The organism is Sphingobacterium sp. LZ11T8 (assembly GCF_024261425.1).
GTDB lineage: Bacteria > Bacteroidota > Bacteroidia > Sphingobacteriales > Sphingobacteriaceae > Sphingobacterium.
In genome coordinates this window covers 169,841-195,590 of sequence record NZ_JANBZY010000006.1, presented here as the reverse complement: position 1 = coordinate 195,590, position 25,750 = coordinate 169,841, and the positions used below count along the sequence as shown (strand labels likewise).

13 protein-coding genes are annotated in these 25,750 nt (G+C 35.6%); 2 read left to right on the top strand and 11 right to left on the bottom strand.

Going from position 1 to position 25,750, the window contains the following annotated elements; translation table 11 throughout:
• Nucleotides 1-39: 39 nt before the first annotated feature.
• The 10 genes from ggpS to NLF99_RS14990 form a co-directional block, all read right to left on the bottom strand.
• A complete protein-coding gene (gene ggpS / locus NLF99_RS15035) occupies nucleotides 40-2,316 on the bottom strand; it encodes a glucosylglycerol-phosphate synthase (protein WP_254529262.1) in 2,277 nt (758 codons plus the stop codon).
• On the bottom strand, nucleotides 2,313-3,302 hold the full coding sequence (locus NLF99_RS15030) for an NAD(P)H-dependent glycerol-3-phosphate dehydrogenase (protein WP_254529261.1): 990 nt from the start codon (nucleotides 3,300-3,302) through the stop codon (nucleotides 2,313-2,315). Before NLF99_RS15030 ends, ggpS begins: the two co-directional genes overlap by 4 nt.
• 299 nt (nucleotides 3,303-3,601) lie before the next feature.
• Nucleotides 3,602-3,757, bottom strand: a complete 156-nt coding sequence (locus NLF99_RS15025; RefSeq protein ID WP_157739441.1) for a hypothetical protein — start codon at nucleotides 3,755-3,757, stop codon at nucleotides 3,602-3,604.
• Nucleotides 3,758-5,125: 1,368 nt separating this feature from the next.
• Nucleotides 5,126-5,665 (bottom strand): ferritin-like domain-containing protein, encoded by a 540-nt coding sequence (locus NLF99_RS15020; protein ID WP_093095687.1) that lies wholly within the window; start codon nucleotides 5,663-5,665, stop codon nucleotides 5,126-5,128.
• Nucleotides 5,666-6,183: 518 nt separating this feature from the next.
• Entirely contained in the window at nucleotides 6,184-6,339 is a 156-nt protein-coding gene (locus NLF99_RS15015) for a hypothetical protein (RefSeq protein WP_157739439.1), read from the bottom strand.
• A 984-nt stretch (nucleotides 6,340-7,323) separates the two neighbouring features.
• Nucleotides 7,324-9,081: a RagB/SusD family nutrient uptake outer membrane protein gene (locus NLF99_RS15010; protein WP_254529260.1), complete on the bottom strand. Its 1,758-nt coding sequence runs from the start codon at nucleotides 9,079-9,081 to the stop codon at nucleotides 7,324-7,326.
• A 10-nt stretch (nucleotides 9,082-9,091) separates the two neighbouring features.
• Nucleotides 9,092-12,352, bottom strand: coding sequence for a TonB-dependent receptor (locus NLF99_RS15005; RefSeq protein ID WP_254529258.1), 3,261 nt, complete (start codon nucleotides 12,350-12,352; stop codon nucleotides 9,092-9,094).
• Nucleotides 12,353-12,370: 18 nt separating this feature from the next.
• Nucleotides 12,371-13,519: an Sb-PDE family phosphodiesterase gene (locus tag NLF99_RS15000; protein ID WP_254529257.1), complete on the bottom strand. Its 1,149-nt coding sequence runs from the start codon at nucleotides 13,517-13,519 to the stop codon at nucleotides 12,371-12,373.
• A 1,886-nt stretch (nucleotides 13,520-15,405) separates the two neighbouring features.
• Nucleotides 15,406-15,693: a hypothetical protein gene (locus NLF99_RS14995; protein WP_093095676.1), complete on the bottom strand. Its 288-nt coding sequence runs from the start codon at nucleotides 15,691-15,693 to the stop codon at nucleotides 15,406-15,408.
• 79 nt (nucleotides 15,694-15,772) lie between these two features.
• A complete protein-coding gene (locus NLF99_RS14990) occupies nucleotides 15,773-16,642 on the bottom strand; it encodes an AraC family transcriptional regulator (protein ID WP_197700994.1) in 870 nt (289 codons plus the stop codon).
• Nucleotides 16,643-16,854: 212 nt separating this feature from the next.
• Between NLF99_RS14990 and NLF99_RS14985 the strand changes: the two genes are divergently transcribed.
• Nucleotides 16,855-17,919 (top strand): NAD(P)/FAD-dependent oxidoreductase, encoded by a 1,065-nt coding sequence (locus NLF99_RS14985; RefSeq protein WP_254529254.1) that lies wholly within the window; start codon nucleotides 16,855-16,857, stop codon nucleotides 17,917-17,919.
• 453 nt (nucleotides 17,920-18,372) lie between these two features.
• Nucleotides 18,373-18,969 carry a hypothetical protein gene (locus NLF99_RS14980; RefSeq protein WP_254529251.1) on the top strand — a complete coding sequence of 199 codons (597 nt, stop codon included), beginning with the start codon at nucleotides 18,373-18,375 and terminating at the stop codon, nucleotides 18,967-18,969.
• A 5,148-nt stretch (nucleotides 18,970-24,117) separates the two neighbouring features.
• On the opposite strand, the gene NLF99_RS14975 is transcribed toward NLF99_RS14980, so the two are convergent.
• Entirely contained in the window at nucleotides 24,118-25,488 is a 1,371-nt protein-coding gene (locus NLF99_RS14975) for a glycoside hydrolase family 140 protein (protein WP_093095666.1), read from the bottom strand.
• Nucleotides 25,489-25,750: the final 262 nt, after the last annotated feature.

The following is a 25,750-nucleotide window of genomic DNA, read 5'->3' as shown; positions in this document are numbered from 1 at the left end:
TTAATTGCTCGATTTCCCTTATTACATTTTCAAATTGATCTACATTCTTTTGTTTTGATCCTTTACTTGGTTAGTGTAATTGCTCGTTTCAAGTTCCCTGACAAAATCCTCTCCCCAGTAATGAACATCATAATGTTTAATTTGTTGTAAGGACCTCTTGATCCGCAAAAGGGCTTCCTCTTCCGGCATGGTAAGGGCTTGGTGTAAGGACTCGATCATGCTTCGGCGATCATAGGGATTTGTTGGGACACAATATGGGAGTTCGACAGACGCACCAGCAAATTCAGAAAGTACCAGAACTCCCGATTGGTTCAAGATCCCCTGCGTTGCGACAAATTCCTTGGAAACAAGGTTTAGACCATCTCGCAAAGGTGTTATCCAAGCCACATCTGCCAGAGCATATTGGACAAGGACTTCTTCGAATGGAAGCGCTTGGAAGAAATATTGAATTGGAGTCCAGTCCAGAGTAGCGTACCTACCATTGATTTCTCCCACAGCCTGATTGACCTGATCCCTGATCTTGTCATAGATGCGCATGCCTTTCGATGGTGGGGTACAGACGTTTATCAGTTCGACCTTTCCCCGAATTTCGGGATATTCCTTCAGAAACTCCCCGAATGCCAATATCTTTTCCAAAGGTCCCTTCACATAATCCATCCGCTCAATTGACACAATTCGTTTCATATCTTTATTTTCTGCCTCCGCTCTGTATTTTTCGATCCGCTGCGCAATCCCTTCCTTAGTTATCAAGCTCTCAATCAACTCATAATTAACTCCAACCGGTTGTGCACCTAATCGAATAGTTCGTCCATCAACAGAGATTATTTTGGTCATCTCTTCAACACCCAACGCCATACTATAGGTAAGAAACTGCTTGGAAACATTCACCGATCTCATCCGCTTAAAAGGAGTGTGACTGCGCAGGACATCAATAAAATTCTCCACATACCTGGGGATATGGAAACTGATAAAATCACACATTAACAAGCTCCCAATGATCTCCCTTCGCCATGGAATCGTATTGAAAATATCTGCTGCGGGGAAAGCAGTGTGGTGAAAAAAACCAATTTTAAGATCTGGACGCATCATTTTTAGGAATGAAGGGACCATCCAAAGATTATACTCGTGAATCCATACCAATGCTTCAGGTTCGGCTTCTTTCGCTATCCGCTGGGCGAAAAGCTTATTTATTTTTAAATAATGAGCCCAGTCCAGGTGATTAAATTTAGCCTTATCGACAAAAGAAAAAATTGTTGGCCAAAATGCTTCCTTGGAAAACACCCTATAGAATTTATCAATGTCTTTCTGGGAAAGTGAGATAGCTGAGACATCAAGGTTAGGGTATTTATCGATATCAACCTTTTGCCTTACATCCTGATTTCCTTCCCCAAGATCCACTTCCTCACCAATCCAAATGCCGGGTCTTCCCTTTTCAAAGAGTCCTAATAAAGAAGGAATTATTCCATTGGGGCTTTGCGGCGGAACATTTTTCATGCTCCCTTCAACCATGATCCTTTCGAAAGGCAGTCGATGGTAAACCATTACCAACTGGCGATCTTTGGAAGATTGCCGAAGCAGGGGTTCTTCAATGAAATTATCAACGAAGGGGGCAAAAGATTCGATTTTTTCCATACATTCAAGAATCCCCCCAGCTCCCGGAAGACGTGCCTGATATACATTCAACAGATCTTCAGTAGCATCAAGAAGTGCGGTTTCAGACTCCCCAACAGCAACACCTAAAAATCCAGTATGGAACATGGAGAGGTCGTTCAATGTATCACCCGCAACCAAAACCTTGTTTTCTGGCACACCCAAATGAGCCACCAATTTTTTCAGTGAACTCCCTTTATTGACGCCTTTAGGAAGAATATCCAAATATTTTCCCAAGGATGTGACCACATCACAATTTCTCCCTTCAGCAATAGCGCGAACCTTAACTAAATCCGTACTTGCATCGTAATAATATGAGCAGCGTCGCTGCTGGGGGACTCTTTGATATACCAAACCGGGAATCTCTGAAAAATCCCCCTGAAGTTCATATACCGAAGGCCAATTACTTTCGATTTCATGTTGAATGGAGTCTATCGTAGTGAGTGTAGCACCCTCGCAAATAGTAGCCCCCACATCGGCAATTATAAAATGTGGTGTTGGGATCGTTGGATCGTTCAACAAAGGGATAACAGATTCCAATCCTCGCCCCGTAACGAAGACCAATTGAATATCCCTATTTCCCTTGATAATCTGATAGAGTTTTAGGCGATCTTCCATTGACCCCCCTAAAAATGTTCCATCCAAGTCAGTCGCTAATAGCATCATTTTAATTTCCCTTCCAATTCCTTAAATTTTGATCTTACGGAATGGTTTCCGTATAATATTTCATAAATAGATTCAAGGATGGGTAAACCCAATCCCTGTTCTTTCGCATAGCAAAAAAGCCCTTTAGTTGCCCAGTAGCCCTCAGCTACCATCCCTAATTTATCCATTGCTCCTTCTGCCGAATGCCCTTGGGCAACAAATTCTCCAAAACGACGATTTCGGCTGTTGTTCGAGTATGCCGTCACCAGCAAATCTCCAGCATAGGAAGAATTCAAGATCTCTCTTTGCGCATCCCTTTCAGTCCCTAGGATACATTGCATTTCGAAAAGAGCATTGCTAACGAGAACAGCCAGGAAATTATCGCCATAACCTAAACCTTTGGCCATACCGCTAGCTATACCTAATACGTTTTTATAGATAGAACCATAACCAACTCCAATTGGATCAATGTTGCTGCGCACTTTAACATAAGGTCTTTTAAACAAAACAGCTAACTTATCAGCCGTATCTGGGTTTGAGCAGGATAAGGTCAGGTAAGTTTGTTTGTTTTCTGCAATTTCTTCTGAATGGCAAGGTCCCGCAATGGTCACGATATGGGACTCTGGTAATTTCAAAGTTTGGCTCAGAAAACTGCTGGGGACTTCACAATTAGCTCCAACAGTACCTTTCATTGCGGCTAGTACAATCTTGTTTTCAAAAAGTGAACAATCTAGGTCATAACAGACCTGCTTAAGGGTGGCACTTGGAACGGCAAAATTGATAATCCTTGATTGAGCAACCACATGCCGCAGGTTTCCACTGGGAAAAACAAATATAGGATTGAGTTGAACTTGCGGAAGGTAACTAGGATTGTTTCCATTTTCCTTGACATGGTTTACCTGTTCTTTCCTTCGCAGGTGCCAATATGTTGGGATCTTGTTTTCGGTTAATATTTTTACTAAAGCAGTAGCCCAACTTCCACCACCAACAACACTTATTTCAATCAAACTTTGGGGATTAATTTGCAGAATATTGGCTTAGAATTCTGCAGTTAAATAATTAATGAGCAACAAATGTATGAAATAATAAACTAATAAGCAATTTTTTTGGCAAAATACTGGGATTACATAGTTATTTATACCCAATTTAAGTTAATTGGAGGAGTTAAAAATGATACTTACTGCCCTAATTAGTTGAGGCTTCAAAATAAGCGTTTAAAATTCAATCCCAACTGAATTGCTTAAACTTCCTCATAACTTCCGCTGGATACCTTTCTAGTTTGGACAAGCTTTTTCCTTGACCGTTCTTACCTGGATAAGATCACCCCCAATTGGAACATCCTTCTGGCATTATGCTTCGCCTTCATGGAATTGATGGACTTTTCAATGAAACTCAAGCTATTCGGTCTGATGCCCTGACCTTTGAGTTCAGTTGAGATTTCCCCCTGATTCATACTTTGCATGAGGAATTCTATTATTTTATATTGGATTTCCATTATTCCATAAAGATAGAACAAGTGCTGCTATTATAGATATGATAAAAAAAATCCGGAGTAGACTTACTCCGGATACGCTTAACAAATTTATTGGCCGTGAGGTTGCCACTATAGTATTTTGGAGTTCCTAAATATATAAAAAAACAAGCTCTTCCAGCCACTCGAGGCGTTTTTTTTGCCAATTGACCTCACAATGTAGATACGTCTTAATTCAATCAATCGAACATTTCTTACATCCAGGGTTTTCAAATGACTTCATCTTCTCCATCCACGAGGATAACCCACTGAACAAAATTCAGGGAACTAAAGATTCCGTTTGCAATATAGATATCTGTTCATATTGACCAGTTCTGCTCAGAATTAAATTATTTATATAAATATCAGTTTATTGGGATTTTATCAACACTCCCAACTCCTCACTGATATGGTACCATCAGCATGGACCTCCCCTTTTAATCTTTACCCGAACAAGGGAATGAACCGCCTTCGGATATCTTCACAATTCTTAGGGTTGAATTTCTCGATCAGAGAAAGAATATTAAAAACCAAATCGAAACTGGGTAAGAAGGAAAGATTACCAAAAAAAGCCCACGGTTTGAATCTTTTCGATCATAACCATATATAGCATAGGTTAGAGAAACAAATCCGATAGTTCATTTTCTCGCCAACTTACTCCATTGCCCGTAGAGTAGATTATTCGGTTATGTTATTTCTGGAATTTCCGGATCAATGCAAAAAACATTTGGGAAATTTCAATCTTTTCTCACTCGTTCCTATATTTGACCCTAAAGCGTTTGAACTCTAACTAACGGGCCTAATGGATAGTAGCTATTGGGTTTTTTTGTGAAGAATCTTTTCATTAACTTTACTAGTCAATCATAGAGAGTTTATTCAATAATTCCCAATGGATAGGGTGAATCCATTGGGTTTTTATTTAAATCCTTAGATTTAATTCTATAGTAATTGCTCCAATTTGCTTTTCTAGCAAGAAGTCTTTGTTTTAGTCACAGTTGTCCTTATCATTCTCCATAATATCTATGGAAAAATTTGAAATGCAATTTTAAAGAATCTTAAAGGATGTAGGGTTAATGATGGTTTTAGCCAAATATTCCTGTGATAATTCATATTTGGAGAATTTTAGGTTCTGGAGATGTTTTTACCATTAGATAATTTGAAAGAAGGTTTATCAGTTATTGAAATTAACTAAAGTTTATATAAAGAATAGGAAAAAGCAATCACTTCTTAGTGAATCTAATTTTTTAAGCAGGGATGATAAATAAAAAATGCCAATCTTTCTTGATTGGCATTTTGTTAAGCACTCTAATACTATATTCTTTATTCGGCTTTGGAATTTAAGTTGGTATCGGCAATAGAGGTTAATTTTTCATCACAGGATTTTTCCTCCTTTAGGGTTGCCAAAAGCAGTTTTAACGCATCCTTATGCTGAAGGACCTTTGCGAAAGCTGCCAATGTTCCGTAAGTAGCGATTTCGTAATGCTCAACCTTCTGCGAAGCGGCAATTATTCCTGCATCACGGACAGCACCAGGCTCAGTTTCTTCCATTATGCCTTTTCCTTCTTCTAACAATCCTGCCATCGCATCACATTTCTCTGCTTTAGCTTTAACCCCGATTGACTTAAATACTTCTTCAAGCCTACTAACATGTTCCTTGGTTTCTTCCAAATGTGAAGAAATGGCAGTTTTTAGTTTTTGCGAGGTTGCATTTTTCTCCATTTTAGGTAACGCCTTTACCAATTCCTTTTCGGCCCAGTAAATATCTTTTAGACCGTCTTCAAATAGATCCTTTAAATCTTTAGCAGCATTACTTTTTGCTTTAATTTTAGTTTCTGTACTTGCTGATTTTGTTGTTGCCATAATGAAAATTTTTAGATTGTTTTAAATAAGAACAACCCTTATTTATAATAGTTCTATATTTTTTTATCTTCATTCCAAATAGAAATCCGAGCCCTAATCGAATACCTTAATCTTAGGATGAAATTGGCGTGATGGTTGTTCACGTACTCTAAAATTTTTAAGATATTTTATGACTTGGTTCAGTTTATTAAATTTGGGAAACGCTTTCGAAGTTCTCCTATTCACTATCAATTTCTGGCCTTTTGCCCGCTTGTATTTTTGTTTCCATTTTAATCCTTTCATTCATTTTTTCAATTTCGCGTTTGATAATGGCAATAGCAACATTCATTAGTTTAAAGCCTTAGAAAAATAAACATTTGATACCAACTGTTCCCAACTCCAACATTAGCTGTTAACTGGGCAATTTAGATACACCTCTGTTTTCTATTTTCCCCAGGAATTAATAAATAACAGAAAAAAACTTGGCTGAAACCAAAATTGAGTTATAAGATTATATTTTTGAACGTCACGGAAGTTATCTATAGTTTCTTTATTACATTCTTTAATTGGCTATCGTTATCCTTTAGGACTTCTTCAACATATTTAATGGCCAATTCCAATGACTTATGATCTCTTATCCATTCAGCGTGTGTCAGCACGAATTTTTCAATGTCCAATTTCAAGAGCTTTTCCATAAAATTTGCTTTTTTTACTGGACAAATGGTAGGATGAATAGGTTCTGTCTAATTTCAAAAAACCTTATCAAGCTGCAGTCCTCCCAATTGGAATTCTAGGAAATTTTTAATCTGTACTAAGGAGCCCTTTTATTAAAATTAATGGAAAACCAAATAATTGACGGATAAAGGTCTTAAGGTATATTTGATTTTTTAATTCATAATCTATATAATTATAATTCCTGGTCTTTTTTAAAACCATTATTAAAGACATTTGTTACTGACAGAGAGATATAAACATATGAAAATTATGTTTTTGTTTAATTAGGCTCCCCAGATCGTCAAGGTTTTGGGGATTTTTTTGTATATTGGATAATCATCTTTTAGCATGATGATTATCGTTTAGAGCCTCAATTGTATTTCAGCATTCGATTGGGGCTTTTTTTTCCGAAAAAACACCTGATTGGAAGGGTTTAAGGACTAAATTAATTTATCTTCACCACATGATTCTTGAATTTTTGATTTTGTTAAGGAAACTTTCCCATAGTGCCATGGAATCCCTTTAGTAGAAAGTTAATGCATATTTGTATGAGATTCATCAACAACTCATCATAAAGGCTTTTTTTTGAGAAATTACTGTAGAATGAATTTATAAAATTTATTCATCAAATATTACAAGGAAAATAGTAGATTGAAATCCTTTAACAAAACTTGGACAATTAGGGAAACACTGATCCTTTCCCTTATCTCATAATAGTTTTTTTAGGGCTTTGTCCAAAGCAAGTTTCATCCCAATTATTACCAATGCTACCATTAAATCACATAAAAGGTCTTATGTTTGACAAAGATTTCAAGTTGTAATGCGTGAAAGTTAAAACTCACTTTATCCTAATGTATATTAACGATATCAAAAATGCACTTCTATGGATTACCATGGCCTTATTAAATTAAATCGTCCTTAGAAAATCTAAGGACGATTTAATTTCAATTGTACAGTTAGGTGGATTACCATCCGGGATTTTGGCCAAGATCCGGATTTACAACTAAATCCGCATTTGATATTGGCTTCAAATATTTTTTATCATCAAACCTCCGATTCTCGTCTGCTCGCCAGATAATATGCCCTTTGGTTCCTTCAGTCAATTTCGCCGCTTTTCCATCAACAACAAAATAGGACACTCCTTGTTTTGGACTTGATGGTGTTTTGGTCACAAAGGATACATCAGGCGTTCCATTGCCATCTAGATCCATTTCTTGATCCATTCCCGGCACATAAATACCTTTCCATGGCATTTCTAATAAGGTTCCTTTTTTCCAACGCATCAGGTCATCATAACGTAAACCCTCATAAACCAATTCAATCCCTCTTTCTCTACGGACCTCCAACAAGTATTTATCAGAAATTTCCGGAAAATAAACCTGTTGCAAATAACGATCAACATCAGCAGGTGGTTTTGAACTGATTCCCGCACGCACCCGCAACGCTCCAATGGTCTCATTCCACAGGGCAGCATCACCCGATAATTTACCCAATTCTGCTGATGCTTCCGCATAATTCAGTAAGATCTCCGCATATCGCATCATCGTAATGGAATTGTACCCCTCCGTTACACCATCTAATCGCTTGTCATCCAAACTGAATTTCATAATATGGTAACCCGTAAAGGTATACCCAAAATTCGCCGGTGCTGCAGATCCATCTGAACGTTTATAACCCAATCCGCGAACCGTCTGTGATAATCGTGGATCGCGATTCATCATCTCATCTACGAATAATAGCTCGTCATATCCTACTTGATCTGTAAAACGGCTTCCATCCACATTCAAATAGGTGTTGACAAATTGTTTGTTCAATCCCCATCTCGCACCAAATGTCGCTGAATTAAATTTCCAGGTAATTTCATGCCATCTCTTTAAAGCATTGTTATAAACATTGGACCACATGACCTCTCCTGAAACGGGATTCTCACTCGTAAATAGGGTTCGGTAATCCTTGCTTGGATTGCCGGTACTGTATAAGGTATATTGCTTTGAATCCACAAGCTCCTTGGAAGCATTCAAGGACTCTGTCAACCATTTTTCTGCCGTATTGGTCAACTTGATCTCTGGATGATATTTGCGATAGGTCCCTTCGAATAGACAAATTCTGGATTTCATCCCCAAGGCTACCCATTTTGTCATCATGGAAGAGGTATTGTCTTTCTTATCACGAATATTGGCTACCGCATAATTCAAATCCGCAAGAACAGAATCCATTACCGCATGTCTGGGATCGCGACCCTTATATAATAACTCTTTATCTTCTGTTGCCAATGGCTTTGAATACCAAGGCACATCCCCATAGTCTTTGACCATATCAAAATAAAACATGGCTCTGAACAACCGGGCAACCCCTGAATAATGCTTCCTTGCTTCTTCTGGAATGGATGGGTTATCGTATTTACTTAAGAAATAATTGATATTCCGAAGTTTCGTCCAACTCCATGCCCCTTGATCAACAGCTGAGAAATTTCCCGAGATAAATTTCGGAGAATTATTCTTGGAGGTATATTCACCCATTTCATCCGCCTGTACAATGGATAAACCAGATGGGATAAATTGTTGATAGAAGGAATTTGCATAAAGCTGTAAATCAGCCTCTGTTGTGAAATAAGTGTTTGGAACTAATTTATCAAATGGCTCACGGTCCAAGAAATCCTTGCTACATGAAGTAAATGCCAGCGCAGCCAATCCTAATATACTATATTTAATTTTTGAGTTCATGATGGTAGAATTAGAATGTTAAGTTAAGACCAAAAGTTGTTGTTTTTAATTGTGGATAGGCGTATCCCTCCCCTGAACCATTGGTTAATTCACCAATTGGCTTCTCTATAACTTCTGGGTCAAAATTCTCGGTATGTTTAAACAATCCTGAGAAAGTGAATAAGTTTTGCGCACTTGCAAAGACTTGTACATTGGCTAACTTAGTTTTCTGTAACCATTTTTGTGGCACATTATAATCAATGGTCAATGATTTTAATCGTAAATAAGAAGCATCTTGTAAATAACGAGTTTGAGGTGCACCCAATGAACGGTCAGTACCCAAAGCGGTATAACCTCTATATCTAGGGAAATAAGCATCTGGATTTTCTTCTGACCACATATCCTCCATCATTTTGGTTGGCTGGTATCCATAGGGTCTATTGTAAGGACCCCAGAACAATCCTGCTTCTGGTGAGAAATAATAATCACGCTTTGCAATCCCTTGGAAAAATGCCGATAATCCAATCCCATTCCATTTTCCTGATAAGGTAAATCCAAATTGGTAGCGCGGAGAATTATTACCAATAATTCGACGGTCTCCTGGATTATCTACTGTATTATCGCCTGAGTTTATGACACCATCCACATCTCCGTTCGGATTTGGTAAATCTGCAAATTTCAAATCTCCAGGTAACCAAACATTGTTGTTCGAGTTACGGATAAAACTTTGATCCGCATGGTTGGCAACATCTTCCTCAGATGTAAAGAAACCTAAGGTTTCATAACCCCAAATCTCACCAATCTCCTGACCTACATAGTAGTTGTTCAATAATTTTTTTGGATTGTTGAAGCGAGTAATATGGGATCTGCTATCCCATAAAGATCCATTGATTCCCCAGTTAAATGGTTTTCCGGCCAATTCAAATTGATTATTGTAATTCACCGTCAATTCCCATCCTTTTGTCGATAAGTCCGCAAAGTTTCCATAAGGAACAGCGGCACCAAAAACATTTGGCAATGGCTCACCCACGGTAAACATATCGTAGGTCATCCGGTTATACCAATCGAAAGTAAAGTTCAAGGCATTATCGAAGAACCCTAAATCTGCACCCACATTAAACGTTGTGGATCTCTCCCAGGTTAATCCAGATGGAATAACTCCTGGAATGGAAGTATAACTTGGTTGAACACCCCCTAGGATTACTCCGGTTTTGGCCACCGACATCTGTTCAAGATAACGGTATGGTGCTACGTTTCCATTTCCTAATGAACCATAGGAAGCTCTGAACTTCAAATTACTAACCAATGGTTTTGCATCTTGGAAAAACGATTCATTGGAAACAACCCATCCCGCTGATACCGAAGGGAAGAAACCAAATCGTTGGTCTTCAGGGAACTTCGAGGATCCATCATAACGACCGTTCAACTCAATCAGGTATTTGCTATCGTAGGCATAATTGAAACGGTAGAATACACCCAAATATGCCCATTCATTTCCACCTCCTGTAATATTAAAATTCAAGCCATCCATTAAATTGAAATCCGGTTTGTTCGATAAAATTATACCATCACGTTGTGAATTCAAGCTTTTTAAAGTTTGAGTTTCTACGTTGTAACCTAATAAGGCATTGATATCATGCTTATCTGCAAATTTCTTGGTATAATTTGCCGTTAAGTTTCCACCTAGATATTTTTTACGCTCGCTCAATTGTCTCAATAAGCTACGTCCAAAACGATCTATTACCCCCGGTGAATTACTATAGTTGATATAATTATTGGTTCTTTGCTCATCTTCCCACGTTCTGGAATAGGTGAAATCGCCCTTAAGAGTCAATCCGTTAACTGGTTTGATTATCACTCCTGCAGTATTTCTCAATACAGTATTATTCAGGTCTGAAGCATTGTTCCCTTCAATAAAGGATGCTATTCCGGTATAAGCAGCAGAATGCGTAAAGGTGCCATCTGGATTATAAATTACCGCCATGGGATATCCTTGGTGCTCAAACTGCCTCCAGATATTGCCATCGCCATCAGCAAACATAGGATAGTGATAATCATAACTGCTGATTTCTGTATTGTTCTGGAAAGTCAACCAATCGGTAACTTTGATATCTCCTTTTCCACGAATATTGTACTTGTTGAACTTATCTGGATTAAAATTGAACAAACCTCCTTGATGAAAGTATCGGCCTGAAAGAAAATAAGAAGCTTTCTCTCCCCCTCCGGATACGCTCAGCGCCTGTTCGGTACTCGGCATATTTTCCCTGTACACCATATTGTACCAATCGGTATTTCCAAAATACTCATAACGATTGGTCGCCTTATTGAAAACAACTTCCTCGCCTCCTGGATTCTCGGAATGCTTTTTCAAAGCTTCCAAATATTCCAATGAAAATGGATATATGTTATTTACGGAAATTGGAGTTGATTTATAATCATACCAGGCATTGAAGGCTTCATTAAAATTCTTTGCCCATTCATAACCATTGGTCACCAATTTTGGTTCTACCACCCGGTTATTCATGGAGAAGTTAGAGTTTAAGGTTACGGTTGCTTTTCCGGCTTTCGGGTTTTTCGTGGTAATCAATACCACCCCAAATGCGGCTCTAGATCCGTAAATTGCTGCCGATGAGGCATCTTTCAATACCGTTACACTTTCGATATCATTCGGGTTGATCATATTGGGGTCTCCTTCTACTCCATCAATCAACACCAATGCACTTCCCCCAGCACCAATCGAGGTTGATCCACGCACATTGAAAGTTGCTCCGCGCGTCGGACTTCCATCCACCATCTTTAGGTTTAAGTTGGGAAGTGCTCCTTGCAACATCCTACTTAAACTTGCCGCAGGACGGTTTTCAAGGACCTCTGAGGTTACCTGTGAAACGGCCCCGGTCAAATTGATCTTCTTTTGGGTTCCGTACCCGACAACTACGATCTCTTCAAGATCGTTCTTGTTGTCCAGCTGTATAACCACATTGTTCAAATCACCAGAAACCTGTTGGGTTTTGGTGGTAAACCCGACAAATGAGACAACCAAAGTCACATTGGATTTACTACTTTCCAAGGTAAATTGACCATTCTTATCCGTCGCTGTAGCACGATTGCTGCCTTGAATAGCAACCGTCGCGCTTTCAATTGGATTTCCACTCCCATCAACTACCCTCCCCGAAATAGTTTGCTGAAAATCAACTGAATTCATTAACTCATTCCTCAATTTTGAAGCCGAGCTTTGGATTGGTAAGGACAAAACAGTCCCCGCCAATAGAAATATTGGTATGTAAGATTTCATAAAATTAGAATTCGCTTTTTACTTTAAATTGATGTCAAATTGTAAATGCTTATCGCTCCGAATAAATGTTGATATTATTTCATAGGTTAAATTCGATTGCCCTGCTTCGGCAGTCAAGATTTGAGTGGATTCTGGATATAAAACCAATCTCTTGGTGCCAGTCCCTCCTTTTAATTCCAACTCAAAATATAGATCACTATTGTTCTTAACTTCGTAATATTTGGTTCTTACCTTGGTTTTTACATTGGTTTTCTCATGGTAGGCTGGAGAAACTGAAATCGATGCTTTTACTAGATCTCTAACATTTTCTTCCTTTCCAAACAGGTAATTACTTGACCAGACTACCGTCCTACCAGCTTCCAATGCTTCGCGGATTCCGGCAGCTGTACGATCTTTCGCCATGACCAGTGTCATCGTTCTATGCACCCCCTGTTTCTCGATGTTATAATCATGAGCAATCAGGTTATGGATATCCGTATTTCCAATAATGGTTAAATTACGGTCCAAAGCCCAATCCAATGCTTTCTTATGAAAACCTAAGCCATTCACCACCTCAATTCCATGCAGCTTTTTCTCCTGATACATCTTTTCTACAAAATCAATCCATTCATAGGATCCAGGAATTGCTGTAGCTTTCCATCCAGGGTGATTCCAGAAAATAAATGCTTTTTGGGCGTAAGCCTTGTAGATTGCTTCCTGATCTAAATTGGAATTGTTATCTGATACTAATTCGTTTGCATCTTGAATAAACAAAGCGTTAAAATGTCCTGGAGGCGTTTGTCTTGTCACTTCCGTTCCTTTGACCAAAACAATATTATTCTCCTTAGCCAGTTCAACAGCTAAGTCATGCGAACGATTGTGGTCTACCTTTACATCCGCACTGTGGGGGTTATATTCCATATGCTCGGTATATGAAATAGCATCCAACCCTTCACGCCAGGCTTCTTGAATTCTCACATTTGGCCATACATGACCATCGGTAAATACCGTATGCATGTGAAAATCACATTTCAATACTTGATAGCCATTGACATCGGGAATAGTTAGATTTTCCCGTTTTACTGGATATGCGAATTCTGTTAAACGCATAATGCCATCATCAGTCTGTGCTTGTAATAAGCTAACCGAAAAAAAGAAGATTCCAATTAAGGATAATTTCATTTTCATAGTACACACTATTAGGTTGATTTATAACGGCAAAAGTAATTACGGTTTATTAATACAATATTAAGAACATGTTTACGATTGATTAATAAAAAAAGATTTTTTAAACAAAAAAGTGAATTTTTAAAGCATTTAATCAATAAATAAAAATAAAACTTAATTGTTTTTTATTTACAATCATAAATTGAATTTAACTATTACCGATAAATCGAAATAATCAGCATTAAGGAAGAAAAAGAATTAGGACATTTTTCCGTACAGATAAATTATATCTGTTAGAATTTTAGGAGGAGTTAAATATGGTTTTTAATAAATACCAATCCATAGGGATTTATTAACCCAAATAAAAGAAAGATACTCTTTCCAATATTTTATATCAATATAGCTTGGTAAATGCAAGCCAACTCCTTGAAAATATCTATTTAATTATGCTATTTTTTTTTGTAGTATTGAGATAGTTCAAAATAGGTTGAATCCACAACTACCATTGTGTCATATTCAAGAAAAATACTAAACATATTTCCGAGAGTTATGTTCAAGAGTTCATTGGTATCTTCAATATAGTCTGGAGTGGTGATTTTCCTAACGGATTTATGCAGTACATTCAAATTTTCAAATTTATTAGCTTTAAAAAATACTTTAAATAATTATTTAACTGAGCTAAAGCAAATATTATTTCACAACGAGGGGATATTTTTAAAAATTTATTCTAAAAAAAAGAGTATTTTATCCGATATTGTTCAGGATTTGTTAAACCGAATAACTTTAAGATATACAGTAATTTAACCAACATCGATTAATTGATACTGTAATAGCTATAATACTTATATAAAGGGATGTATTAATGACGTTAAAGTAACTTGGTTTGAAAAATAATTAAATTTTGCGTTAAATATAGATTGTGGAACCATCTTACTGGAAAAAGATAATTGAGGAATTAAAAACTTCCTACAAGAAATTTGAAAGGGTTTATATTGATGAAATTGAAGAGGGGGATTATAAAGATCCGCTCACATCAATCATATTTGATTTTTTCAAAATATCCTTTACGGTTATGTTGATGATTCTAGCATTTTTATTGTCATAGGAAGGAATAAAGCATGAGTACCAAACCAACTATTGATTTCTTAACCAGGGTTAAGGAAATGTTAAAAAAGATTAAGGAAACACTGTTAAAAGAGGGAGCTAATTTAGAGCCAGAAAGTAGGTTTATTAGAAGATTACTTTACCTTTTTGAAATAGTTACCATTTTTGCGATGTTTTCTTGCTTTTTTCTTCTATTTAAATGTAGTATTTAGAGCTGAATATGATTGATTATCATAAATATGATATTTTATCAATGAGTAATTGGAAATCCTAAAATTGCTAACAATTTAAAGCACATTTGATTGCAAATAAAATCCCCCATTAATGAAATGCTAAAAATCACTGTTTGATTCCACCAGTTAACGCCAAATACTTGGTACCTTTCTCTAAAACTTACTGCATACAATGATAGTTCCTTTTACGTTTTAAAGAAGATATTCAAATTTAACTTCAAGATAAAAACACAAAGTCTTCAGGCTTATTGGAAAAAGTGAATTGGTTAACATAAAAAAGTGACAACCTTTATTCAAGATTAAAAATCCGATAGTAAAAAATAACGGTTGGTCCCTGGTCATGCGCCGCCCAGAAACATTTTTATCTTCTCCTCGCCTACTTGGATTAATGCCTAGCTCCGTGAAGATAACACATATAGTTTTTTTGAAATGGAAAATTTCCCAGCAATTCAGCCTTGTGTGCCGAACTCAAAAATCAACATTTCATTTTAATTGTCTTCATCATTATATACTTTATGAATAATCAACAATCGAAAGGGCCTGAAGGACCATTCCTTCCAGTACTAAATATTAAGATACACTATAAATCTTAATGTTCGGCTTGCCCTTTATGTATGGTTTCAGGGAGGTAACCACATTTTTTTTAAAAAGGTTGCTCATCAGGTATTCCTGAGCGTCTTCTACACACTCAAAACCGTGCAACAGCAGCACATCGTCGATATGGTATAATAGTTCTTTCGACAGAGCACCTTTTATTGTCTCTAGAAAGGGATGTTTATACAGGCAATAAACTGCCGCTGCACCCGCTAAATCCATACCGACAATCGTAAGTGTAATCACTAAATATGCCGTTGCCATAGGTGTAAAATTTTGGTTAACAAAAGTCTTTGATTTACTACTTTTAAACAATGAGCAAATAGAAAAACAAATGGTAATTTTAAGAAATGGACTTTCTAAAATCTTTCGGTGAAACACCTGTATATTTTTTAAAATATTTTACAAAATAAGAGGCATCTTCAAAGCCTAAACGGTAAGCCACCTGATTGACATTGGAGTTGGAATACAATAATAGACGCTGAGCTTCCAAAATAATTCGCTCCTGAACCATTTGGGAAGGAGTTTTATGGAGCTGTTGGTGGGTGAGGTCGGACAGACTCCTCGAAGAGATATGCAATGAACTGGCATACTCGGCAATGGTATATCCTTTTTTATAGTTTTCGTCTATCAGATTGATGAACCTCATAAGCACCAATCTTTTGTCGTTGAAAGTTGGAGACCAGACCTCAGAGCCCTGTTCAAAAATGTTCTTCTTGCGCTGTACCTGAATAAGGAATGATTTGAGGTAGCTGCCCAAAATCAATTCCTTGCCAAATGTTTCTTCATTGTTCAATTCATCCTTTATCTGTGAAACATACCTATCCAAGGTATCGACGATCCCCGTACTGACGTTTAAAGAGGATTGATGGAGGGAATTATTAAATAAATTGAAATGCAGGAAAAAATCTAATGGGCTTTGTTCCTGTAACAGGAATAACCGGTTAAAATGAAATAGCACACCTTCATAATCGTAATTTTCATCAAAGTGATGCACCTGATTGGGTCCAACGAAAAAAATCGAATTATCAAAAACATCGTAGGTCTTGAAATCGACAGAATGTTTCCCTTTTCCTTTTTTAAACCATATGACCTGATAAAAGCTGTGAATGTGCGGTCTTACTACTTGGCATTGATTTTCCATTAAATGTGCCTTCAGATCATATAAAGCAAACTGTGGACATTCAGGCTTGTGCCTATAGATGATATTCATTGATTATGTTCGACTTTTCTTTTGCCATAGACACTCAACTGAGAACACTGTACCTTTTTGCTAATTTACAAATTTGGTGTATACTCCAAATCCACCAGTATATAGATTCGCTTTTTTTTCCTATATGTTCCATTATTTTTCCGATTTGTCCACTGATATCAAAGGGATAAAAATGGAAATTTGAAGGTTAAAATCAAAAACGGTTCCATAAGATGAATGAAAAGCAACGTATTGTTATCATAGAAGGTGGATTGAGTGGGTTAACTTTGGCTTACCTGCTAACAAAAAGGAATATAGATTTCATTATTTTGGAAGCATCTTCCAGACTTGGCGGAAGGATACAGACCGTCACAGGAACCTTACAGACTCCTTTGGAATTGGGCGCAACCTGGTTCTCCGACCTGCATTCGAATCTTCTGTTTTTAATAAATGAATTGGGACTCCGAAAATACCCACAGTTCTCAAAAGGTTTAACATTGTTTCAGACCAAATCGTTTGAACAACCACAGAAATTCTATATCCCCGAGGCTGAAAAACCATCTTACCGTTTAACCGGGGGCACGCAAATGTTGATCGATACTTTGGAAGCTAAGCTACCCCAAGACCGTATTTTTTTGAATTGTAAGATCAGATCGATAAAACAAACAGGAGAAGGTATGATGCTTGAAAATGATATGGGCAAAGAAATAGAGGCTGACAAAGTCATCCTGTGCATTCCTCCACAGTTAGTATCTAATATAATGTTTTCACCATTGTTACCTGAAGAACTCACGGCCCTTCTTCCCAACGTACAAACCTGGATGGCAGGATCAATAAAGTTCACATTGGAATATGACCAACCTTTTTGGCGGAACCAGGGATATTCAGGAATGCTGTACAGCCATGCAGGTATCATTACTGAAATGTACGACCATACCAATTTTGAAGAGGATAGATTTGGCTTTACGGGTTTTCTAAACACAGGGGCTTCAGCTTACATGCCCAAAGTGAGAAAAGGGCTTGTTTTACAACAATTAGGCGAATTGATTGGGAAAAAGGCTCTCACCCCAACTGCTTATTTTGATAAGGTCTGGTCAGATGAATTTATATTGACTGGTAATCTGACAATCCAACGTCCGCATCAAGATAACGGGCATCCGCTGTTACATCACAGTTATATGAAGGGTAATTTGTACCTCGCAGCAAGTGAAATGGCAACCCAATATCCTGGTTATATGGAGGGGGCGGTTATTGCGGCTCGATCAGTATCCGAAAAACTGATTGAATTTATAACCTAGCGATTTTTGATCATTAATTAAAATATCTATTCAAAGTTTCAGTGGAACGTTTGATAGGGAACTCTTTTCAGTAACCAACCAAATTACACCATTAAATTTAATGTGAATCCGCACAGCAAAGTTTTATAGAAAATAATATCCTTATCAAAAAATGTCTTGGTTAATTAATTGGTGGTTATTTCAAGTATCGTCGTCCGAAAATCATATCGTTTTATTTTTATTTGAAGAAATCTGGTCATGAAAGAAAAAAACTCCTAAATGTTTTATGTATTGAAAGAATTTATCCTAGGGATGAATAATGTTACAGCAGAAATGTTGTTCGCCAGCCAAAAAACATTCTGCTATTTTTTGCTTTAAGTAGCAATTAAACAAAAATATAACCAAAGAATTATACAGTCATACTTGCCTTTAACCAAATTACTATATATTTTCGAACCATACTTAAATCATTATATGAAACATCTATTAGTTCATTTATTTATTCTATATCCCTTTGTGGTTTTGGGCCAATCCGAAACCTCAAACATTATTATGAAAACGGAGTACGGTTCAAAGAATAAAGAATTGAGAGAACTCTTGCGTTTTGAAAATATTGACCATTATAATGTGGTTTTCTCTGGGAAGGAGCTAAAGGGAAGAAATTTTTCCTTGATTTCAAAAACATATTTGGATGGTGTTAACACAAATATAGATACGATCGTGAACTCTAAGCAGACCAGAGATCCGAGGATCGCCTCTGATAGTCTCAGTTTTTCAGTTACCGGAAAGAAGATGGAGGGAAGGCTTAAGGTATTTTTTAAATTCCAAGGCCAAGGAAATGAAAGGTATTTTGAGGCTATTCAGTCTGATGATTATTCTATGCGTGACATTGGCGTGGATTGGAAAATAAAAGTAGGTGATCCATTCCCTGCTTTTGCATATATTTTACCCTATGAAAGAAATGGCCAAAAGATGTACTGTGAAGTGGATAAACACGGAAAAGATATAAACTCATGGGGAGCAAAATTTGGTATTAAGCATTATATAATCTTTGAGATTAAATTTGATTAAAATTTCTAAAAAGTATAACCTCATTAGCAAGATCTAGCAAGCTACAGAATTCAATAATGTTTATTTCGCAATTTATCAGTATTACCACTGAACTGAATTCTTACTTACATAAGGAATAACATGTGAAATTTAACGATATAAAACATCTCCTCAACCCAAGGTCTTGTTTTCCTGTTCATATGCTTAGATTTTATGAGTAAACCTTTTCAGTTCGATTTTGAACTCTATTTAGACCGTGGTGGCAGTGGTAATTTTACAAATCGCTTCAATCAATACTTTTCTCTTTTAAACCTGATGGACACGCAAAGAATGGTCCTAATCCCTATTCATTTCCAATCTCCTTCAAATGATTGATCTATTAGACCTTAACCAATGATAAGCGATTGTAGAAAGATCAATCAAAGGAAAATAGTATGCCAAACAAAATAAAATTTGAACTTTTTTCATACATAGTACAGAAACTTTAGTCTTTAAATTTCTTTAATACAATTAATACATTCGAATATGAATAAAGTTATTGATGGATCATGGCCGTGGATGATTCCAGATTTCAAAAACTTAATAATATTCACATATTATAATAGTTTCACTTTGATAAAAAAATAAGAAAAAACTTATTTATATTTAAATGTTCATAAAGTAACATTGTTCAAATATTAAAAGCCCTGATTTGAATTTTCAGGGTTTTTACTTATATTTAAGTTCTCTTTGTACAACCATTAAAGGAAAATCAAAAAAAACCTAACGGATTAGCCTCATGTTAGGTTTTTTTATTTTCCGATCTAAATTACCAAAAATGATTCCACTGTTTCATTTTAAAACTTATATTAAACGGATGTGGGAATAAATGGTTTTGTATTTTTCAAGGATTTGCTTATCCGACCGCGATCTATACACTGTATTATTAAATATTGGTTTTGAATTGTAATCCTAATAAAATTCCTAAAATATCATCATTTACCTCTTGAATTGATTTGCTGAAAGCGAATTTTTGATATGCACAAATAATTCTATTCCTTACTCTTCAGATTGTTTTAATTTTATTTCCTTTTTAGGGTAATTTGAAAATGATTTTTTTCGTATCAAATATAAAATATTCCCGATTTTCCTGTTTTTTTAATCTCAAAATTGAAATTTTGAATATTCCCAATACCTTTTTGGGAATAGGTTATCCAATAGATGTTCGCTCGTAATTTTCTTGAATTGAATTGCAGGATTTTATACAATCATTAATTATGAATAAACCATAATATCCCAAAACACAAGTCATATACAATAAGAATCCTGTGATTATTCCTATTAGTTATCAAAAATCACAGAATTGTATTTGAGATATATTTACCTGAGAGAAATTATCCTTTAAAAACAACTTATCCTAGTATTCAGCTTGTTCAATATATTGGATTGGTATTATTAAGGTTTTCTAATATTATTTTTGATTTTTCAAATGCTTGATCCATCAGAGAGTCTCTCATATCAATTTCCTTTCTCAATTGATCTGTTTTTTTTATCAAAAATACATTTAGTCCAATGGAAATCAGTAGAAAGAGTAATAGTGCAAAGGCAGCAAAAATGAGGTTTTGTTTCATCCTAATATGCCACCAAATTAATATTTTTTCACTACTTGTCCAAAATAGTTATCGACATAGGCTTTCTTGATCAAAGACAAAAGTTAAAACTTCCCTTTCCATGTCCTCATAAGAATTAAATTTTTTCAACAGAAGCTAGAAAAAACAATAATTATTTTCAAGGCTAATGGTGGTGACTCCACTTTACCACAATTTATTAAGTTTAAATGGATATGGAAACAAACGTCATTCTAATTCATTCAGTAATTTGGAAAAATTGTTCAGGAAGGATTTTCCCACATTTGCTAACTTTATAATTTACAGATAACAAAATAAACGCCTTCCTTATCACGAAATTTCATTGCTCGGAATTCTGTATGCCGTGAAATTTCAATGATCATATTTTCAAGAACATTAGGATCCAAAATGCTATTTATTTCATTTGACCTGAACCTGAAATTTCTTTCTGCATATCTCTTCTCGTAGAATTCTGTAAGGAATTCTATTTTATCTTTTTTTGTTCCATTGACAAACATTTGGATGAAATTTAATTCAATTTTAAATAATAAAAACGATAATTACGCGCTTAATATTTGCTTAATTGTAAGATTAAATCCATAATAAGTATCCCCTAAATTTTAAAGAAAAATTTTCACTCGAAGATGAAATACGTGAGAAAAGAAATATTGGATTTAACAATAATCATAACGACTAAAAGCCAAAAAATGACATTCAAGGAATTTCCCAATGGACATTAAAATCAAATCCTATGTTAATCCTCATAATTTGTGACCAATTTTCTTGTAATTTATAAAACCTGTCGACAAATGGACAGAACTTGGTAAAAATTGATAAAAATTTAGAAATTAACCTCGTCACATTGCATAGAAGGTGTGTATACCGTCTGTTAGTTTCGGGTCTTTCCAAAGCGTCCATAAATAACTGCTCCGTTTGGATTCTATCAGTTTATTTCAATTTTACCTTCGAAATTCTTTTCCTAAAATTTAATGGATCTCTATTATTTTTTCTTTTCAAGGTCAATTTCTGAATAATTCACCCAATGGACCTCAATTGTTGAGATTTTTCTATTTGCAACATTCACATTACCGTGATTTATTTCCCATATTATTTGATACATTTATAAAAATGCTTTAAAAAGCGAATATTAAAATAAATTAGGTCCAGATCTTCCGCCGCAATGTTCTGGTTTTAAATTTATTCCATAATTTATGCACTTTTAATGTATCATAAAATGTAGTATGTTTTTTAGTTTGGCCCATTGGGAAAATTTCAATGGGCTTTTTTAGTTTCATTGCCTAATTTGATCTCTATTAAGGTTTTGTCCAGAAGCCTCCACAATTTACAATATATATTATTGGACTCTTTGATCTCTATTGTTTTTGCTTCTCTTAAATTGTCTTCCAAAAAATAGCTTGTTGATAATCATTCCCAATGAATTGGATGAATCCATTGGGATTTTTATGTGTACATCTGATCAGGGATCCCTTTTATTTTTAATCTTACAACAGACCCCTCTACTATATTCTAAAAGCTCAATGCCGTGGATACGGTTGTTTTTTTCATTGGATGATTATTTCCGGTAACTTTTTATTTTTAATTCTATTTACTCCAAATCTCTTCTATCATTTTGTTCTTAATATTTCCGTCGAAAATTTCAAGAAGGAATGAAAGAGAAAAATTCGTATTCTATATACTATTCGATAATGACAACAAAGTATTCGTCCAAATATTAATTCACATTTCTATATGCCATTCATCACATTTTAATTTAGATAAAGGTTAATTAGATTTAAACAGGCTGTCTTTTTTATTTTCCAGATTGGACAATCGGTATTTACTTTCTTTTAGTCTATTATTATATTTCAACCAGCTGAATAATTACCTATACGGACCATTCTTACGTAATATTCAACTTCTGCAAAGCCGAATTATTAAAATCTCTTTATCAAGCCTAATTATTATATTACATATCGGTTTATTTACAATCCTGACTAGAACAAACGTTATTGCATGGGATATATATAATTGGTACCTTTAAGCTCCTTAATTCTACAATAATTGGTTTGTGCCCAATGGCGTCCCCCGCTATTGGGCATTGTTTTATTTATAAGTTAATTAGTAATTTTAAGTAACTCATAAAAGTCAGCACCTAATCTTCACAGTGGAGGGATCACCGCTGGTTTTTTGTTTCACCAAGATTTTTTTCAAGAAAAAAAACAGGTTACAGATTATCTCATAATATCACAGATAGTAAAATTAGATTTTTACCCAATAGCATTTCCCGCTATTGAATTTTATTTTTATTTGTTATCTTTAAGTATTAATTCTACAATAGATCGGTTTGTGCCCAACTGCTTTTGCTTTTGGGCTTTTTTATTCAAATTATTTCTCCTAGCTTTATTGTATAATCATAAATACATTTTATTATCAATCTTACCCAATGGAAAGGGACGTTCATTGGGTAATTTTGTTATATTTGACAAGTTCAATTTTTTTACATTTGATCAAATAAGGCTAACCAATAACTTTTTCGTTATTGGTTTTTTTAATTATTATCCTTAACTTAACTTTTGCAATATGCAAACCTCTCATAGGTTTTTAATCTCAGGTGGCTCAGTGATTTTATTGCTGAGCTTTTTATTGCACTTAGGTCATGTAGGCTTTCTTCTCCCCTAACTTTATCCATATTCAAATGGTCTTGAAAAAATTCTTGATTTCTAGTTCCAAACTATATGTGTTTATTGGCCTTTAATAAAGAAAATTAATAAAATTCATCTTTCTCCCTGCATTACACTTACACAAATGTCCAGCTTATTCACAAAGAAAAAACACATATATTCTTAGTTAGGTAGAATCATGCGATAGTACATGCCGAGCACACCTAGCTATGGACTCCTCAAAAATGCTCTACTCCAAGGCTAACTTAAATTGCCCCATACTGAACTTGGCTGAAAAAAGAATTTTGCTTGGGCTGCTTGGCCGAAGGACGCCAACATTCATATTATAATTGATGATTTGAGATTCTATCTTAAAAAACCACTAAGACCACAACCTATTGACGCTCCTTTTAATTGACTAAAATGATAATTTTAATTCGCGACAATGAAGATATAATTTTTATCTAAATCAAATCTTTAATTGCAATTTTCAACGTTTTTTAGTAAATTATGATAAATCCTCTATACAACCATTTAAAGGAAAATCAAGAAACCTGATGGGATATTTCCTATCAGGTTTTTTTGAGGTTAAGAAATCAAATGTCAATAGATTATTGGATAAATTTTACATTAGTTTCGCAAATTACCCTAATTAATAGGATGTGTTAATTATCAATTTGCTATAACCTCCTGAATAAGAAATTCGTTTGGGTATATTTCTGCTTGCAAAACATAATAAATTGTTCAACACGTATCCAATGTTAGACTAAAGTGAAAATAACTGCTTATCAATGACTGATATTATATAAGATTATCAAAATACTTAATAATCCCTATTTCCTCTAAGAAATAAACCTCTGGAACGACCTAAAGATTAAATCTACTATAAGCCGATCTATAGGCTAAAAGTCGAGCACCAGAATCCAATCATTTCCACGTCCTCTTGAAGGAGCAGAGAATTTGGCAATGTCATTTCCTTTCAACTTCTTTTTAGTCAGCCAATTACCATTGCGTGGGTTATACCAGACAGTCTCAATCTCAATTCGATCAAGTACGGGTAAATTCAAGATCACATCCGTACCATTGGGTAGATAAACCATAGCGAAATCATTTCCCGTTGAAGCAACTGTCCAATCAGTATCTGCTCCATCAGTATTCAGAATCAATTCTGGAAACGGTTTCATTTGGTTAGCTTTTCTCGAACCTAGGAGATTACGTGCATGGATGATATCCCAAGCCCCTTCTAGATCTAAATCGTCAGTCCAAAAACTTCTTGCAAAACCAACGGGTTCATTGGACTCATCACGCATTTGCCAGATCGAATGGCATCCGTATGTATAACCAAACCCACCAGAAAATATTGACCAGTATAGCGACTGCCTCACATCCACATCATCGAACCAACCTAATTCATTAGGGTTCCAGTTAACAGGATGATTTTCATACCGAGGTTCTGCATCCATGATAGGTTTTACAGGTACGCGATGATAATCAGGCACTAAGATACGCCTATAAATTTCTGATGTGCGTTTGGCATGGCCAGTCTGAACCATATTAAAATCCAACCAATCCTCATTATGAAACCATTCAGCAGAACTTCGTTCACCTATTGGGTGATAGGTCATTAAATGTTCGTTATCCATCGATTTAATACCTTCCGCCATGGAGCACCAAATATCAAAGTTTTTCCCGCCTCCAGACCTATCACCTCCCATTATCCATATAATGTTAGGGTGACTTTTGTATCTCTGGCCCAAAAATTCCCCATATTCAAAGGCATTTTTTTCAGTGAATATTTCTGGACCTATCCCCCATTTTTTATCAACCTTATCACCCCAAGTTGGTAGCAGACCAATAAAAAGCCCCTTTTCACATGCACGTTCCACAACCCAATCAATATGTTTAAAATAATTCTCGTTGGGGTGACTAGGATCTCTTCCTAAAAGAGGTACATTCCCCTCACTATTTGGAACAACCAATCCATCTAATTCCGCAAGAATTACCGCTTGAATTACCGTAAATCCTTTCTGTCGCCGATTTTCTAAATACGTTTCCGTACTTTTCTTATCAAGTCGATGAAATAATTCCCATGCAGTATCACCAAAATAGGGAAAATGGTCCCCATCTTCAAAGGCCAAAAATCTCCGGCTAGAATCTACTACTAATTTACCATGTGAGAAATCAACGGAAGGTCCATTCCATTTAATTTCTTGAGCGAAGATGGAAGGTAGTATCGATAAAGTTGATATAATGAAGACAAAATAGGTTTTCATGGTTTTCAAAATATATGTTTAATTCTAGCGGAAAAACTTTCTAATTCAAATAACGGTAAGATTCGTTTAAACACAACGTTGTTAATATTTATTATCTAAAGATTTTCTGAAGACTGTTAATGAAAATCCTTTGTGATTCGCACGAGGGTCATAAGTAAGCTAAATGCTGAAATCCTAAAAAAGTAGTTGGTTCAATTCCTCCATTGACCAATTTTAAGAAATGAGCTTGAATTAAGACCATACAAGGGGGCTTCTTTTTTAG

Coding starts and splice junctions, on each gene's coding strand:
- NLF99_RS14980 (WP_254529251.1), top strand. CDS start 18,373: ATGAAACATCTATTAGTTCATTTATTTATTCTATATCCCTTTGTGGTT.
- NLF99_RS14975 (WP_093095666.1), bottom strand. CDS start 25,488: ATGAAAACCTATTTTGTCTTCATTATATCAACTTTATCGATACTACCT.
- NLF99_RS15015 (WP_157739439.1), bottom strand. CDS start 6,339: ATGGAAAAGCTCTTGAAATTGGACATTGAAAAATTCGTGCTGACACAC.
- NLF99_RS15005 (WP_254529258.1), bottom strand. CDS start 12,352: ATGAAATCTTACATACCAATATTTCTATTGGCGGGGACTGTTTTGTCC.
- NLF99_RS15010 (WP_254529260.1), bottom strand. CDS start 9,081: ATGAACTCAAAAATTAAATATAGTATATTAGGATTGGCTGCGCTGGCA.
- NLF99_RS15025 (WP_157739441.1), bottom strand. CDS start 3,757: ATGCAAAGTATGAATCAGGGGGAAATCTCAACTGAACTCAAAGGTCAG.
- ggpS (WP_254529262.1), bottom strand. CDS start 2,316: ATGATGCTATTAGCGACTGACTTGGATGGAACATTTTTAGGGGGGTCA.
- NLF99_RS14995 (WP_093095676.1), bottom strand. CDS start 15,693: ATGGCAACGGCATATTTAGTGATTACACTTACGATTGTCGGTATGGAT.
- NLF99_RS14990 (WP_197700994.1), bottom strand. CDS start 16,642: ATGAATATCATCTATAGGCACAAGCCTGAATGTCCACAGTTTGCTTTA.
- NLF99_RS15020 (WP_093095687.1), bottom strand. CDS start 5,665: ATGGCAACAACAAAATCAGCAAGTACAGAAACTAAAATTAAAGCAAAA.
- NLF99_RS14985 (WP_254529254.1), top strand. CDS start 16,855: ATGAATGAAAAGCAACGTATTGTTATCATAGAAGGTGGATTGAGTGGG.
- NLF99_RS15000 (WP_254529257.1), bottom strand. CDS start 13,519: ATGAAAATGAAATTATCCTTAATTGGAATCTTCTTTTTTTCGGTTAGC.